14 protein-coding genes are annotated in these 14,900 nt (G+C 74.7%); 9 read left to right on the top strand and 5 right to left on the bottom strand.

Annotated elements, in window-relative coordinates:
- Positions 1-29: 29 nt before the first annotated feature.
- From HFV08_RS13015 to HFV08_RS13005, 3 genes are all read right to left on the bottom strand, one after another.
- Positions 30-998 carry a Dyp-type peroxidase gene (locus HFV08_RS13015; RefSeq protein WP_168539122.1) on the bottom strand — a complete coding sequence of 323 codons (969 nt, stop codon included), beginning with the start codon at positions 996-998 and terminating at the stop codon, positions 30-32.
- A 142-nt stretch (positions 999-1,140) separates the two neighbouring features.
- A complete protein-coding gene (locus HFV08_RS13010; protein ID WP_168539024.1) occupies positions 1,141-1,773 on the bottom strand; it encodes a DUF1345 domain-containing protein in 633 nt (210 codons plus the stop codon).
- Between the two features lie 191 nt (positions 1,774-1,964).
- Positions 1,965-3,479, bottom strand: a complete 1,515-nt coding sequence (locus HFV08_RS13005) for a tol-pal system YbgF family protein (protein WP_168539022.1) — start codon at positions 3,477-3,479, stop codon at positions 1,965-1,967.
- A gap of 244 nt (positions 3,480-3,723) precedes the next feature.
- On the opposite strand from HFV08_RS13005, the gene HFV08_RS13000 reads away from it, so the two are divergent.
- From HFV08_RS13000 to HFV08_RS12990, 3 genes are all read left to right on the top strand, one after another.
- Positions 3,724-4,230 (top strand): hypothetical protein, encoded by a 507-nt coding sequence (locus tag HFV08_RS13000; RefSeq protein ID WP_168539020.1) that lies wholly within the window; start codon positions 3,724-3,726, stop codon positions 4,228-4,230.
- Positions 4,231-4,406: 176 nt separating this feature from the next.
- The gene (locus tag HFV08_RS12995) at positions 4,407-4,694 is read left to right on the top strand and encodes a tetratricopeptide repeat protein (protein WP_168539120.1); all 288 of its coding nucleotides are present in this window, start codon (positions 4,407-4,409) and stop codon (positions 4,692-4,694) included.
- A gap of 82 nt (positions 4,695-4,776) precedes the next feature.
- Positions 4,777-5,931: a methyltransferase gene (locus HFV08_RS12990; RefSeq protein WP_168539018.1), complete on the top strand. Its 1,155-nt coding sequence runs from the start codon at positions 4,777-4,779 to the stop codon at positions 5,929-5,931.
- Between the two features lie 50 nt (positions 5,932-5,981).
- On the opposite strand, the gene HFV08_RS12985 is transcribed toward HFV08_RS12990, so the two are convergent.
- Positions 5,982-7,466 (bottom strand): dihydrolipoyl dehydrogenase family protein, encoded by a 1,485-nt coding sequence (locus tag HFV08_RS12985; RefSeq protein ID WP_168539016.1) that lies wholly within the window; start codon positions 7,464-7,466, stop codon positions 5,982-5,984.
- A gap of 139 nt (positions 7,467-7,605) precedes the next feature.
- On the opposite strand from HFV08_RS12985, the gene trxA reads away from it, so the two are divergent.
- On the top strand, positions 7,606-8,004 hold the full coding sequence (gene trxA, locus HFV08_RS12980) for a thioredoxin (RefSeq protein ID WP_168539014.1): 399 nt from the start codon (positions 7,606-7,608) through the stop codon (positions 8,002-8,004).
- A 165-nt stretch (positions 8,005-8,169) separates the two neighbouring features.
- Here the strand turns inward: trxA and HFV08_RS12975 are convergent, their stop codons facing one another.
- Positions 8,170-9,231 (bottom strand): LacI family DNA-binding transcriptional regulator, encoded by a 1,062-nt coding sequence (locus tag HFV08_RS12975; protein ID WP_168539012.1) that lies wholly within the window; start codon positions 9,229-9,231, stop codon positions 8,170-8,172.
- A gap of 274 nt (positions 9,232-9,505) precedes the next feature.
- Between HFV08_RS12975 and HFV08_RS12970 the strand changes: the two genes are divergently transcribed.
- The 5 genes from HFV08_RS12970 to egtD all read left to right on the top strand — a co-directional run bounded on the left by HFV08_RS12970 (position 9,506) and on the right by egtD (position 14,811).
- On the top strand, positions 9,506-9,970 hold the full coding sequence (locus HFV08_RS12970; RefSeq protein WP_168539010.1) for a type II toxin-antitoxin system PemK/MazF family toxin: 465 nt from the start codon (positions 9,506-9,508) through the stop codon (positions 9,968-9,970).
- Between the two features lie 461 nt (positions 9,971-10,431).
- On the top strand, positions 10,432-11,712 hold the full coding sequence (egtA, locus tag HFV08_RS12965; RefSeq protein WP_168539008.1) for an ergothioneine biosynthesis glutamate--cysteine ligase EgtA: 1,281 nt from the start codon (positions 10,432-10,434) through the stop codon (positions 11,710-11,712).
- A complete protein-coding gene (egtB, locus tag HFV08_RS12960; RefSeq protein ID WP_168539006.1) occupies positions 11,709-13,097 on the top strand; it encodes an ergothioneine biosynthesis protein EgtB in 1,389 nt (462 codons plus the stop codon). The genes egtA and egtB overlap by 4 nt, the downstream gene beginning before the upstream one ends.
- Complete coding sequence (gene egtC / locus HFV08_RS12955) at positions 13,097-13,852, top strand: ergothioneine biosynthesis protein EgtC (RefSeq protein ID WP_168539004.1); 756 nt, start codon at positions 13,097-13,099, stop codon at positions 13,850-13,852. The genes egtB and egtC overlap by 1 nt, the downstream gene beginning before the upstream one ends.
- Positions 13,849-14,811: an L-histidine N(alpha)-methyltransferase gene (gene egtD, locus HFV08_RS12950; protein ID WP_168539002.1), complete on the top strand. Its 963-nt coding sequence runs from the start codon at positions 13,849-13,851 to the stop codon at positions 14,809-14,811. The genes egtC and egtD overlap by 4 nt, the downstream gene beginning before the upstream one ends.
- The last annotated feature ends 89 nt before the right edge of the window (positions 14,812-14,900 follow it).

Below are 14,900 nucleotides of genomic sequence, written 5' to 3'. Positions count from 1 at the left end.
GTGCGGATTGCCGGTGCTCTCGGGCGTGGTCATGATCGGTCTCCTCCGGGGCCGCCGGGTTCGAGGCTGCCGGGCGCGGCCGGGAGGTCGTCGAGGAAGTCGGCGGTCGGTACGTGGAAGAGGCAGCCGGTGATCGCGGTGGAGAAGTCGAGGATGCGGTCGTGCGTGGCCCGGCCCTCGCCCAGGAACATGTTCCGCAGCATCTGCTCGGTCACGTCCGGGGTGCGCGCGTAGCCGATGAAGTACGTGCCGAACTCGCCCTCGCCGACCGTGCCGAAGGGCATGTTCTCGCGGACGATCTTGCGTTCCCCGCCGTCCTCACCGGTGATCGTGGTGAGCGCCACATGGGAGTCGGCGGGCTTGGCCCCGTCGGGGAGTTCGACGTTGGCGGCCTTGGTCCGGCCGATGACCTTCGCCTGCTCGTCGTCGGGCAGGGCCTGCCAGGCGGGCAGGTCGTGCAGGTACTTCTGCACGGTCACATAGCTGCCGCCGCGGAAGTCCGGGTCCTCCTCGCCGATGAACACCGATTCGTGGGCCGGCCGGCCCTGCGGGTTCTCGCTGCCGTCCACGAAGCCGAGCAGGTCGCGCTCGTCGAAGTAGCGGAAGGCGTGCACCTCGTCGACGACGGTGACCGCGCCGCGCAGGCGCTCGGTGAGCAGCCGGGCCAGCTCGAAGCAGAGGTCCGTCCGGCGGGCCCGCAGATGGAAAAGGAGGTCGCCGGGGGTGGACGGGGCGCGGTGGTGTTCGCCGGTCAGCTCCACGAAGGGGTGCAGCCCGCGCGGGCGGGGCCCGGTGAAGAGCCGGTCCCAGACCGCGGAGCCGATGCCTACCACGCAGGTGAGCAGGTCCTCGGGCGCGCGGTAGGCGACCGAGCGGCGCAGGCCCGCGACGTCCTCCAGGAGGCCGCGGACCGTGTCCTCGTGCCCCGGGGTGACCGTGGCCACCAGGAAGATCGTGGCCCCGGCCGGGGGCACCACCACCGCCTGCGACTCCACCACGGGGCCACCCTTCCCGGAGCGCTCGGCCCCGTGCTGCGTACCCGGGCACTCGGCGAGCACCCCTTGCTCCATCGTGCTGCCTCCCCGGGCGGACCGCGCGGGAAGGCGGCCCGGCCCGGCGTGCGGCGCCGCGCTCGTACGGTCAGCCGCTGACGATGCCCACCACCAGGTTGATGGCGGTGGCGAGGATGCTGGTGCCGAAGACGTACGAGAGCAGGCAGTGCCGGAGCGCTATGGCGCGGACGACCGGGCTGGAGACGTCGGTGTCGGAGACCTGGTAGGTCATCCCGAGGTTGTAGCTGAAGTAGAAGAAGTCCCGGTAGGCGGGCGGCTGTTCGGAGTTGAAGTCGATGCCGCCTCCGGCGCGGCAGTACACATAGGCGTAGCGGGTGGCGTACATCAGGTGCATCGCGGCCCAGGCCGTGAAGACCCCGCCCAGCGCCACCGCGGCCGCGGCGTGGCTGTCGTCGGCCTTGTCCCGCAGGAGCAGCAGCACGATGCCGACCAGACCGCAGAGCGCGGCCGCCACCACGGTGAGTTCCTCGACGAGCGGACGGAAGTCCTCCCGGCGGGCGTTGCGGCGGGTGGCCTCGGCGTCCATCGGCCAGAGCACCGCCCAGCCCACCACGACGAAGACCAGTTCCGTCGCGGCCACCCCGGCCAGCACGCCGAGCGAGGGCTCGGCGAGGAGTCCGGCGACGAGGCCGACGACCACGCCGAGCACCACCGAACCGGCGAGCCGGGGCACGGCGTCCAGCGGCAACCAGGTGCGCATAACACCTCCAGCGTAGTGCCGCCGGGACGGACCGGCCTGGTGGGCGGCCCCGTACGGGCCCGCTCGGTCAGCGGCCCGAACGGGAGCCGCGGGGAGGAGACGGCGCCCGGACCCGCACCCTGAACCGCGCTCCCCCACCGCCCTGCGGCCTTGCGGCCCCGCGGCCCCGCGGGAAGACCCTCAGCTCCTGCTCATCGGGTGATCAGCGTCATCATGGCCGCGCGCACCTGCGCCTCGGAGGCCTCGACGTTCACATCCGCCGGCGGGCCGATGTCGGCCGAACGGGGCAGGAAGGTCTCGTACTTGAGGACCTGGGGGCAGCTCTCGCCGCTGATCTGCAGCTTCCGGTGGGCCACCAGCTTCCCGGTGCGCAGCTCGTACACCTTCGCCGGAACCGCGATCTTGTGGAAGGTGACGTCCCGGGAGCCGCCGAGCGCGAGCTTGCTCTCGTACGGGCAGGTCCGGACCGGTGTCCCCTCGGCCTCCTCGTCCACGCAGACCACGAGGGCGGCCTTGGTGGGGTCCTCGACCCGCCACTTCGCGGCGATCCGGCCGGTGTACTCGTCGTTGCCGTAGAGGAGCGCGCGGTTGGCCCCCTTGCGGTAGGCGGGGGCGCCGCTGTACTTCGCGGGCTCGGTGCAGTACGTGGGCTGGACGTCGGTGGAGGAGTCCGCCAAGAGGCTTCTGACGTGGGCCAGTTCGATGGCGAGGGTGGCCTTCCCGGACCGCTCGCGGGCCTCGCCGGTGCGCTTGTCCCCGGGGTACTGGCTGAGCAGTTGCTCGTAGCGCTCGCGCGCGGTCTTCCAGTGGTCGTCGGCCATCAGGGCGTCGCCGCAGCGAAGGAGCGCCGCGGGGGCGGTGCGTGCGACCGTGCCCGCGGACCTCTCCAGCGGCCCGCGGGCCTGCCCGCGTTCCCGGAGCCAGTCGGTGACGGTGACGGTACGGCAGGGCTCCTCGGTGGGCAGCCCGTCGAGGAAGCCGTCGAGGACCGTCTCGACCGTACGGCCCTGGCCCGGCTCCCCGAGCACCGAGGCGAGGCGCCGGAAGCCCGCGTCCAGGGCGTCCGTGTCGCCGGTGAGTCCCTTGGTCAGGCTGGTCCTGGCCTTCTCCAACTCCTCGCAGGCATGGGCGAGTTCGTCACCGCGGGCGGTCAATGGGGCGTCCGCCAGGCGGTGTACGGACCACACCCGCTCCTCGGCCGCCAACACCCCGGCGCAGTCGCCGCGTTCCCGTGCCCGGTCGGCGCTCCGGTCGATCCGGTGGGCGTCGTAGCGCAGCAGTCCCGCGCCGAGCAGTACCACCAAGGCGAGGCCGAGCGCGGCCAGTTGGGGACCTCGCCCGGGCATCCGGCCGGTGGTGCGGCCCGCGAGCCACCACCCGTGCGCGAGACCCGCCGCCCACCACCCGAGCAGCAGGACCTCGCACCACGGCCGGGCGACCGAGGCCGTCAGGCAGACGAGGACGAGGGAGCCGGCCGCCGCGCCGAGCGCGAGCCCGCGCCGCGCGAGCAGCAGATAGCCGAGGCCGAGCAGGGAGGCGTTGCCCAGGGCGATCAGCAGCCTTTCCAGGGGAGTTGACGGTCGCGGACCCCGGGCCGCCGGGGGCTGCGCCGGTGGTGGCAACGGAGCCCCCGGCGGCTTCGGTGGCTGTGCCGACGGGTCCTCCGGCCTCGGCTCGGGCGGTACGGGGTGCGTCCGCTCGTCCATCCTGATCTCCCCCTGTCACGAGACGCGTGCGCGCGGTGCCGCATTGTCCGGGCCCCGGCCCGGGACCGGTCCCGGCGCGTGCGACGGCAGCGGACCGGCGGCAGGCGGAAGCCCCTCCCCGGGACCCCTCCCGAGCCCGGCCCCGTACAACAGCCGTGTGCGAATGGCCGGTTGACTGCCGCATGGCACCATCGGCCGCCTGCCGCGCGACCGGGCACGGCGGGACGAGAGCGAGGAGTGGGCGATGGGCGCGTACGGGTACCGGAGCACGGGAACGGCGGTGGCCTCGGTGTCACTGGGGCTGGTGCTGGCCCTCGCGGGCTGCGGAGGGGAGGACAAGGAGGACGGCGCCGCACGGGGGTCGGCGCCGTCCTCCGCCGGGAAGCGGGCCACGCCGTCCAAGACGCCCGCCCGGAAGCCCTCCCCGTCCGCCTCTCCCACGGCGAAGCCCTCGCCCACGGGCACCTCCGCCGCGGACGGCACCGATGTCGGCGCCTGCTTCGACGGGCGGTGCGAGATCACCGTCTCCGAGCCCACCGAGATCGCGCTCGACGGGCGCTTCGAGATCACGGACTTCTCCATCGCGCGGGTCACCTCCTCCTCGGTGGTCGTCGAGGGCACCGGCCGCGGCGGCACCTTCCTGCAGACCCAGGTGGGCGAGGGCGGCACCGGGGGCCTCAACGGCCTCGGCTTCCGGGTGAAGTCCCTTGCCGAGGGGGCGGCGGTGCTCGCCTTCTTCCCGGAGAAGTAGCCGGGTTTCATCCCGGAGTGGCGGCCGGGCGGTGGCACCCGGCACCCGGCCGGGAATGCCGGTGCCACCGCCCGCGTTGACAGCGGCCGAAGGAGGCACCTGTGAACGTGAAGCGGCAGGACGACAGCACCTACTACACCCACGGGACATCGGCGGAGCGCTGGTCGCGGGCGCGGATGTACTTCGACGCCAAGGAGTTCGCCCCGGCCGCGCGCATCCTGGCGGACCTCGTCGCGGAGGAGCCCGGCCGCCAGGACACCCGGCTCCTGCTCGCCCGCGCCTACTACCACTCCGCCCAGCTCTCCCGCGCCGAACGGGAGCTGCGCGTACTGGTGGAGGGCGATCCGGTGGAGCAGTACGCCCGGCTGATGCTGGGCCGCACGCTCCAGCGCCAGGGCCGCGACGAGGAGGCGGTCCCGCATCTGCGCCTGGCGGCGGCGCTCGGGGGCGAGTTCCCCGGGTGAGCCCGGCCCGCTGACATGGCGGGGGGGGTGAGGGCGGACGGCCGCCGCTCCCCCCTCGCCGCTCGGCTAGCCTGGTCGCACGATGAACGACCCTTTCCCGACGCCCTGGGGCGAGCTGACACTCCACCGTTTTCCCGACGATCCGCGGGAGCGGTTCCGTGCCTGGGACGCCGCCGACGCCTATCTGCTGCGGCACCTCGCCGAGCAGGGGCCGAAGGCGGCCCGGCCGGTCCTGGTCGGCGACCGCTGGGGTGCGCTGACCACCGCGCTCGCGGACCGCGGACCGGTGCTGATCACCGACTCCTACCTGGCGCGGGAGGCGACCCGGGCCAACCTCGCCGCGGCGGGCCACGCTCCGGACGCCGCCACCCTGCTCACCTCCCGGGAGGCGCCGCCGGACCGGATCGACCTGCTCCTGGTCCGGGTGCCGAAGTCGCTGGCCTTCCTGGAGGACCAGCTGCACCGGCTCGCCCCGTCGGTGCACGAGGGGACCACCGTCCTCGCCACGGGCATGGTGAAGGAGATCCACACCTCCACCCTGCGGCTCTTCGAGCAGATCCTCGGCCCGACGACGACCTCCCTGGCCGAGCGCAAGGCGCGGCTCGTCTTCTGCGCCCCGCGCCCCGGGAGCGAGCGGGACGAGGCCCCCGCCAACCCCTGGCCGCACCGGTACGCGCTGCCCCCGGACACCGGCGTGCTCGCCGGCCGTACGGTCACCAACCACGCCGGGGTCTTCTGCGCGAGCCACCTCGACATCGGCACCCGCTTCTTCCTCCAGCACCTGCCGACCGGGCTCGGCACCGCCGAGGTCGCCGACCTCGGCTGCGGCAACGGGGTCGTCGGCACCGCCCTGGCGCTCGCCGAACCCGGCGCCCGGCTGCACTTCACCGACGAGTCGTACCAGGCGCTCGCCTCGGCGGAGGCCACCTTCCGCGAGAACCTCGGGGCGGACCGCGCGGCCGAGTTCCGGGTCGGCGACGGGCTCGCGGACTTCCCGCCGGGCTCCCTGGACCTCGTCCTGTGCAATCCCCCCTTCCACAGCCACCAGGCGACCACCGACACCACGGCCTGGCGGATGTTCACCGGCGCCCGCCGCGCGCTGCGCCCGGGCGGCGAGCTGTGGGTCGTCGGCAACCGCCACCTCGGCTACCACGCCAAGCTCCGGCGCCTGTTCGGCGGCAGCCGACTGGTCGCGAGCGCACCGAAGTTCGTGGTGCTGCGGGCGGCCAGGCGCTGAGCCGCCCCGCGTCACCGCGCCTCTCGCGGCGGTACCTCAGCCGCCGTACGTCAGCCCCGGTACGTCTCCAGGAGGCGCAGCCACACCTCGCTGATCGTCGGATACGCGGGCACGGCGTGCCACAGGCGCTCGACCGGGATCTCCCCGGCGACGGCGAGGGTGGCCGACTGCAGGAGTTCGCCGACGCCGGGGCCGACGAAGGTGACGCCGAGGAGCACCTCGCGGTCCAGGTCGACGAGCATCCGGGCCTTCCCCCGGTAGCCGTCGACGAAGAGGGCGGCCCCGGCGACCCCGGACAGGTCGTAGTCCACCGCGCGCACCCGGTGGCCCGCCGCCTCGGCCTCGGCGAGGGTGGGGCCGACCGCGGCCACCTCGGGATCGGTGAAGACGACCTGCGGTACGGCCCGGTGGTCGGCGGTCGCCGCGTGGGCGCCCCAGGGGTCGCTCTCCAGGAGGGGGACGCCCTGGGCGCGGGCGGCGAGGGCGGCGCCCGCGATCCGGGCCTGGTACTTGCCCTGATGGGTGAGGAGTGCCCGGTGGTTGACGTCACCGACCGCGTACAGCCAGTCGAAGCCGTGCACCCGGCAGCTGTCGTCCACGTCCAGCCAGCCGCCCGGTTCGAGGCCGACCGTCTCCAGGCCGAGGTCCTCGGTGCGCGGGGCGCGGCCGGTCGCGAAGAGGACCTCCTCGGCCTGGACGCTCCCGCCGTCGTCGAGCCCGAGGGTGACGGTGCCGCCCTCCCGGTGCACGGAGGTGACCGAGACCCCGAGGCGCACCTCGGCCCCGGCGCCGCGCAGCGACTCGGCGACGAGTTCGCCCGCGAAGGGCTCCATCCGCGGCAGCAGCCCCCGGTCCCGGGCGAGCAGGGTCACCCGGGAGCCGAGCGCCTGCCAGGCGGTGGCCATCTCCACGCCGACCACTCCGCCGCCGACCACCGCGAGCCGGGGCGGCACCGACTCGGCGCTGGTCGCCTCGCGGCTGGTCCAGGGCCGCGCCCCGTCCATGCCGGGCAGCTGGGGCAGCACGGCCCGGCTGCCGGTGCAGACGGCGACGGCGTGCCGGGCGGTCAGGGTGCGCCGGGCGCCGTCGGCGGCGGTGACGGTGACCCGCCGGGTGCCGTCCAGCCGGCCCTGCCCCCGGTAGAGGCGGGCCCCGATGCCGTCCAGCCACTGGACCTGGCCGTCGTCCTTCCACTGGGAGGCGAAGGCGTCCCGGTGGGCGAGCACCGCCTCGGCGTCGAGCGGCCCCTCGACCTGCCCCCGCACCCCGGGCACCCGGCGGGCGTCGGCCTGGGTGATCACCGGCCGCAGCAGCGCCTTGCTGGGCATGCACGCCCAGTAGGAGCACTCGCCGCCGACGAGTTCGCTCTCCACCACCGCCACGCTCAGCCCCGCCGCCCGCGCGCGTTCGGCGAAGTTCTCGCCCACCGGCCCGGCGCCGAGCACCACCACGTCGTACTCACTGGTCCCGCCGTCCGTCCCGCCGGTCCTGCCGCTCTGCTCGCCTGTCCCACCGGTGTTCGCGCTTGACGTCATGACGCCAGTCTGGACCGAGGTGTGCGCGGGGGCCACACGGGTACGCGCGCGGAATACATGGCGAACAGGCACCGTTGTGTGCAGCGGAAGCCGGTACGAATCGACCCGCCGCCATCCGATATCCGATCGAGGGGACACCATGACCAGCACAGTGGAACTCACCAAGGAGAACTTCGACCAGACGGTCACGGACAACGCCTTCGTCCTGATCGACTTCTGGGCCTCCTGGTGCGGTCCGTGCCGCCAGTTCGCCCCCGTTTACGAGAAGGCCGCCGAGTCCAACCCGGACCTGGTCTTCGGCAAGATCGACACGGAGGCCCAGCCGGAACTGGCCCAGGCCTTCAACATCCAGTCGATCCCGACCCTGATGATCGTCCGCGACCAGGTGGCCGTGTTCGCGCAGCCCGGCGCCCTGCCGGAGTCCGCCCTGGTGGACGTGATCGGGCAGGCCCGGAATCTCGACATGGACGAGGTACGCAAGTCGATCGCGGAGGCGGAGGCCGCCCAGCAGGCGGGCGGCGCCGAGCCCGGGGCCTGAGCCCCGGCGGAGAGCAGAGCGACCGGCAGGCAGGCAGCGGGCGCGCCCTGGGGGTGCGCCCGCTGTCGTGCGTTCCGTGGCTGCCGTGCCCGCCGCCCGAGCGGTGCTCGCCGTACGCGCCGTGCCTGCCCTGCCGTACGGTTCTCAGCTCAGCCCTTACGGTCCTCAGCTCGACTCGCGCGCGACCAGTGTGACGCCGAGCAGATCGCGCACGGTCGGTGAGGTGCCCGGATGGCGCACCGTGCGGTCCACCAGTTCGGCCAGCTCCTGGGCCGAGGGCAGGTCCATCCGTACCGTGGTCAGGCGCGGGCGCAGCAGTCTGCCGAGCATCAGGTCGTCGACGCCGACCACCGCGGTGTCCGCGGGCACCCGGATGCCCCGGTCCTGGAGGGCCGCCATCAGGAGCATCGCGTACTCGTCGCTGTAGGCGAAGACGCCGTCCACGCCCCGCTCGGGCCAGTCGGCGGCGAGCCGGGCCGCCGCCGTCTCCTCGTAGGCCAGGGGCAGTTCGGTGACCTCGGCGCCCACCCGGGCGGCCGCCGCCCGGACCCCGGCGAGGCGGGCGCGCGCGTACACGGCGAGGGCGGGCTGCTCCGGCATGACGACCCCGAGGCGCCGGCGGCCGCGGGCCAGCAGGTGCTCCGCGGCGCAGCGCCCGACCTCGCCGTGGTCGGTGAGCAGGGCGTGCGCGCCCTCCACCGGGCAGGGTCCGACGGTGATCACCGCACGGGCGCCGGAGCGCTTGAGAACGGCGACGCCCGCGGGCCCCAGCTCGTGGATGCCGGGCGCCACCACGGCTACCGGCCGCAGCTCCGCCCAGGCGAGGGCGGCCTCGTCGCCCGTGAGACCGGCGCTGCCGTACTGCACCACGGTGTAGTCCAGGCGGCTCAGCGCCCACTGGAGGTCGTGGAAGAAGCGGTGGTAGAGGGCGCCGACCGGGGCGCCCGGCGCGGGCATCAGGACCATCCGGCTCTGCCCGGCGCGCAGGCTGCGGGCGGCGGCGTGCGGGACGTAGCCGAGCTCCCGGGCGGCCTCGCGCACCCGGCGGCGGGTGGGCTCGCTGATGCGCACCGCGGTGGCGTTGTTGAGCACATAGGAGACCGTGGCCCGGGAGACTCCCGCGCGGCGGGCGACATCGGCGCTGGTCGGCACCGCGCCCGTGGACCGCTGCCGAGGGACGCGAGGTGGCGCGCCCTGCGCCTCGGGTTCCTCCGGAATATGCCTCATGACCTGTGCATCCTGCCACGCGGGGCGGTGCGGCGAACCGGCGGATACGGGGCGGCCGTCGGCGGTGCGGACCGCTGACGTGGCCGTACGCGCGCGACGGGCGCCGGAGGAACGGGGCGGGCGACGGAGGAGCGGGGAGCGCCGAGCGGGGAGCGCACCCCGGCGCGGAACGGGGTCGTACGTGCTCAGCGCGCGGGCGCCCTTTGGGGTCCACGCGCCGGAGTGGGCGACCCCGCGCACCGGCCGCGCGGGCGCCTTCTCTAACGTGGCCGCCGTGACAGCCCACACCGAACCACCCCGCGGCGGGGCACCCGCCGGTCCCGGCCGCTCCGGTCCCACCGCCACCACCCAGGCGGACCCCGCGCGGGTGGGCCGGGTGCGCACCGAGTACGCGCCGGCGCACGACGGCGACCCCGACCCCGGGGAGATCGTCTGGACATGGGTGCCCTACGAGGAGAACGACGGGCGCGGCAAGGACCGGCCGGTCCTGGTGGTGGCCCGGGAGGCGGGCAGCACCCTGCTCGCCGTCCAGCTGTCCAGCAAGCGGCACGCGAACGACCGGGAGTGGGTGCCGATCGGCAGCGGCCCCTGGGACAGCGCGGGCCGCGACTCCTGGGTCGACCTCGACCGGGTGCTGCGGGTGCACGAGAAGGGCATGCGGCGCGAGGCCTGCGCCCTGGACCGCGGCCGCTTCGACCTGGTGGTGAACCGGCTGCGCGAGCGCTACGGCTGGCACTGAGGCGCCCCGCGCCCACCCCTGACGCGCTCCCCCACTCCCCCGTACTCCCGGCGCACCCCGGGCGCTCGCACGCCCGTGCGCGCCCGGGCCCGCTCCGGTGCGCCGCCGTGCGCGCCGCCCTCGTACGCGGGCGCGCGCACCAACCCTCCGCGCCCGGGCCCGCGCACGCACGGTCGCCCTCCAGCGCGACACCGCGCGCCCTCTCGGCGAGAATGTCCCTTGTCTGCACCACCAGGGGGCGGTGCCGGTCTCCGGCGCCGCCCCCGCCGCAGCCCCGGGCATACCCCGGGCGATCCCGGGAACCGGGAGAGCGCGAGGGTCCGGGCACGCGAGGCCGCCACGACGGGAAGCTTTCGCCCGGCTTGGGCACTCTTGTGGGATCCGCCGAGAAGGTTTTGGCTGTACGGGTGGGCGCCACCGTGCCCGCCTTTGCGCCGAACGGAGATCAGGAGAACCCTGGGATGTCCGAAGGAGAATGTACGAGTTCCGACACGGGAGTCTCCGTGGCGGACGTGGACGACATCGTCCACGGCATCTGCTTCAAGACCGGCCCGCCCCGCACCGTGGGTGTCGAGGTCGAATGGCTGCTGCACGACCCCGCCCGGCCGCACGAGCCGCTGACGGCCGAGCGCCTGGAAGAGACCTGCCGCGCACTGCGCGCCCTGCCCCTCAGCTCCCCGCTGACCGTCGAGCCCGGCGGCCAGCTGGAACTCTCCTCCCTGCCCGCCCCCGCCCTGATGGACTGCGTCAACGCCGTCACGGCGGATCTGAACCTGCTGCGTACGGCGCTCGCCCCCCGGGGCCTCGCGCTCACCGGGCACGGCACCAACCCCTGGTGCGAGCCCACGCGGCTGCTGCGCGAACCGCGCTACGACGCGATGGAGACCTACCTCGACCGGGCCGGTCCGGCCGGCCGCGGCATGATGTGCGCCTCGGCCTCGGTGCAGGTCTGCCTCGACGCCGGATACGAGGAGCCGGGACCCCTCGGCCACTCCCGGCGCTGGCTGCTCGCCCACTTCCTCGGTCCCGTCCTGGTGGCGGCCTTCGCCAACTCCCCGCTCCTCGCGGGCCGGCTCACCGGCTGGCGGTCCACCCGGCAGTCCTTCTGGGCCGGCATCGAACCGGGCCGCAGCGCCGCTCCCGCGCTGGACGAGGACCCGCGCACGGCCTGGTCGCGCCGGGTCCTGGACGCGCCCGTGATGTGCCTGCGCGAGGAGTCCGGGCCCTGGCCGGTGCCGGAGGGGCTCACCTTCCGCGACTGGGCCGAGGGCGCCGGGCCCAGAAGACCGACCCGGGCCGATCTGGAGTACCACCTGACCACCCTCTTCCCACCGGTGCGCCCGCGCGGGCACCTGGAGCTGCGCATGATCGACGCGCAGCCGGGCGAGGACGGCTGGGTGGTGCCCTTCGCGGTGACCACGGCCCTCTTCGACGACCCGGCCGCCGCGGAGACGGCCTACCGCACCGTCAAATCGCTCGCCGAACGCTGCGGTGACGGCCCCGCCCCGCACAACGCGCTGTGGGAGACCGCCGCCCGCGAGGCCCTGCGGGACCCGGAGCTGCACGAGGCCGCGCAGCGCGTCTTCCGGGCCGCCCTGGAGGCGCTGCCGCGGATCGGCGCGAGCGAGCGGGTGCTGCGGGCGGTGGGCGAGTTCACCGAGCGCCATGTCTCGGCGGGCCGCTGCCCCGCCGACGATCTGATCGACAGTTTCACCGTGCACGGGAAGGACCTTCCGCGATGACCGGCCGCGACCGTACCGAGAAGACCACCGCGACCGCCCCGGTCGCCGCGGCAGAGGCCGCCGCACCACCGCCCGAGGTACTGCGCGAGCGCGCGCTCGCCGCGCTGCTGCGGGCCCGGGAGCGGACCTCGCTGCTGACCGACTGTGTGGACGAGCGCGAACTCACCGCCCAGCACTCGCCGTTGATGTCCCCGCTGGTCTGGGACCTGGCCCATATCGGCAACCAGGAGGAGCAGTGGCTGCTGCGCGCCGTCGGCGGCCACGACCCGATCCACCCGGAGATCGACCCGCTGTACGACGCCTTCGAGCACCCGCGCGCCGAGCGGCCCTCGCTGCCGCTGCTGCCGCCCGCCGAGGCGCGGCGCTACGCCGCCGAGGTGCGCGGCCGGGCCCTGGACGTACTGGAGCGCTCCGCCTTCCGCGGAACGCCCCTGACCGACGCGGGCTTCGCCTTCGGCATGATCGCCCAGCACGAACAGCAGCACGACGAGACGATGCTGATCACCCATCAGCTCCGCAGGGGCGAGGCCGCGCTGACCGCCCCCGACCCGGCGCCGCCGCCCGAGGGGCCGGAGCTGCCCGGTGAAGTCCTCGTCCCCGCGGGCGAGTTCACCATGGGGACCTCCACCGAGCCCTGGGCGCTCGACAACGAACGCCCGGCGCACCGCGTGTCCACCGGCGCCTACTACCTCGACACCACCCCGGTCACCAACGGCGCCTACCTCCGCTTCCTGGAGAGCGGCGGCTACGAGGACCCCCGCTGGTGGCACCCCGAGGGCCTGCTGCACCTGCGCAGGCAGCAGATCACCGCCCCGCTGTTCTGGCGCCGCGAGGGCGGCCGGTGGCTGCGCCGCCGCTTCGGGGTCACCGAGGAGGTGCCCCCGAACGAGCCGGTCCTGCACGTGAGTTGGTACGAGGCCGATGCCTACGCGCGCTGGGCGGGGCGGCGGCTGCCGACCGAGCGGGAGTGGGAGAAGGCGGCCCGCCACGACCCGGCGACCGGCCGCTCCACCCGCTTCCCCTGGGGCGACGCCGAACCGACCGCGGAACACGCCAACCTGGGCCAGCGCCATCTGCGCCCGGCCCCGGCGGGCAGCTACCCGAAGGGCCGGTCACCGCTCGGCGTACGGCAGTTGATCGGCGATGTCTGGGAGTGGACGTCCAGCGGCTTCGATCCCTACCCGGGCTTCGCGGCCTTCCCCTACCGGGAGTACTCGGAGGTCTTCTTCGGCCCCGAGTACAAGGTGCTGCGCGGCGGTTCCTTCGCCGTGGACGCGGTGGCCTGCCGGGGCACCTTCCGCAACTGGGACTATCCCGTGCGGCGCCAGATCTTCTCCGGTTTCCGCACCGCCAGGGACGCCGCCCCCGGGGAGGGGATCGCCTGATGTGCCGTCACCTCGCCTATCTGGGACCGCCGTTGCCCGTCGGCGACCTGCTGCTCGGGCCGCCGCACGCGCTGTACCGGCAGTCCTGGGCCCCCCGCCACCAGCGGCACGGCACCGTCAACGCCGATGGTTTCGGGGTGGGTTGGTACGCCGAGGGCGACCCGGCACCGGCCCGCTACCGGCGCGCGGTCCCGATCTGGGCCGACCTGTCCTTCACGGACCTGGCCCGGGTGGTGCGCACCGGCGCCCTGCTCGCCGCGGTCCGCGACGCCACCGAGGCGGGCGCCGACGGGGAGGCCGCGGCCGCCCCCTTCGCGGCGGACCGCTGGCTGTTCAGCCACAACGGCGCGGTCACCGGCTGGCCGGACTCCCTGGCGCCGCTCGGCGCCGGGCTGCCCCCGGCCGCGCTGCTCCGCCTGGAGGCGCGCTGCGACTCCGCCCTCGTCTGGGCGCTGCTGCTCGGGCGGCTGCGCGCGGGCGAGGAGCTGGGCGAGGCGATGGCCGCGACCGTACGGGAGGTGGCCGAGGCGGCGCCGGGCTCCCGGCTGAACCTCCTGGTCACCGACGGCGAGCGGATCGCCGCCACCGCCTGGGGCGACACCCTCTACGTACTCGCCCGCCCCGGCGGCGGCACGGTGGCCGCCTCCGAGCCCTATGACGAGGATCCCCGCTGGCAGCAGGTGCCGGACCGGACCCTGCTCCTCGCGGAGCGCGGCGACGTCCTGCTGACCCCACTCAAGGAGCCGTCCGCGTGAGCCCGTTCCATCTCACCCGCACCCTGCCCGAGGACGCGACCGGCGCCGCCCTGCGCGCCGACGTCCGGCACGGACTGACCCGTACCCCCAAGACCCTGCCGCCCAAGTGGTTCTACGACGCCCGGGGCAGCGAACTCTTCGAGGAGATCACGCGCCTGGACGAGTACTACCCGACCCGCGCCGAGGCGGAGATCCTGCGGGACCGCGCCGGGGAGATCGCCGCCGCGGCCGGGGCCCGCACCCTGGTGGAGCTGGGCTCGGGCTCCTCCGAGAAGACCCGGCACCTCCTGGAGGAGATGGCGGGGCTGCGCGCCTATGTACCGGTCGACGTCAGCGCGAGCGCGCTGAGCCAGGCCGGGCAGGCGCTGGCCGAGGAGCATCCCGGCCTCGATGTGCACGGTCTGATCGCCGACTTCACCGGGGCGCTCACCCTGCCGGACACCCCGGGACCCCGGCTGCTCGCCTTCCTCGGCGGCACCCTCGGGAACCTGCTCCCGGCGGAACGTTCCGCCTTCCTCGCCTCGGCACGCGCCCTGCTCGCACCGGGCGACGCGCTGCTGCTCGGCACCGACCTGGTGAAGGAGGAGGCGGTCCTGGTCGCGGCGTACGACGACGCGGCGGGGGTGACCGCGCGGTTCAACAAGAACGTCCTGCTGGTCGTCAACCGCGAACTCGGCGCGGGCTTCGACCCCGACGACTTCGCGCACGTGGCCCGGTGGAACCGCGAGCAGGAGTGGATCGAGATGCGCCTGCGGGCGCTGCGCCCGCTCAGCGTGAAGGTAGCCGCCCTCGATCTGGTGGTGGACTTCGCCGCCGGGGAGGAGCTGCGGACCGAGGTCTCGGCGAAGTTCCGCGAGGAGGGACTGCGCGGGGAGCTGGCCGCCGCCGGGTTCGCCACCACCCACTGGTGGACGGATGCCGCGGGCCGCTTCGCGCTCTCGCTCGGCGTGGCCCGCTGAGCGGCCCCGGCCCGCCCGCCGCCTCGCGGACGGCGGCGGGCTGGGGCACCGTGGAGTGGTGTCCGCCGGTCCCCGCCGCACCTTTGCCG

Origin of the sequence: Streptomyces physcomitrii, assembly GCF_012273655.1 — a bacterium.
In the GTDB taxonomy this organism is placed as follows: Bacteria; Actinomycetota; Actinomycetes; order Streptomycetales; family Streptomycetaceae; genus Streptomyces; species Streptomyces physcomitrii.
Note: the sequence above shows the minus strand (reverse complement) of the source record. Positions and strands in the feature narration are given on the sequence as shown.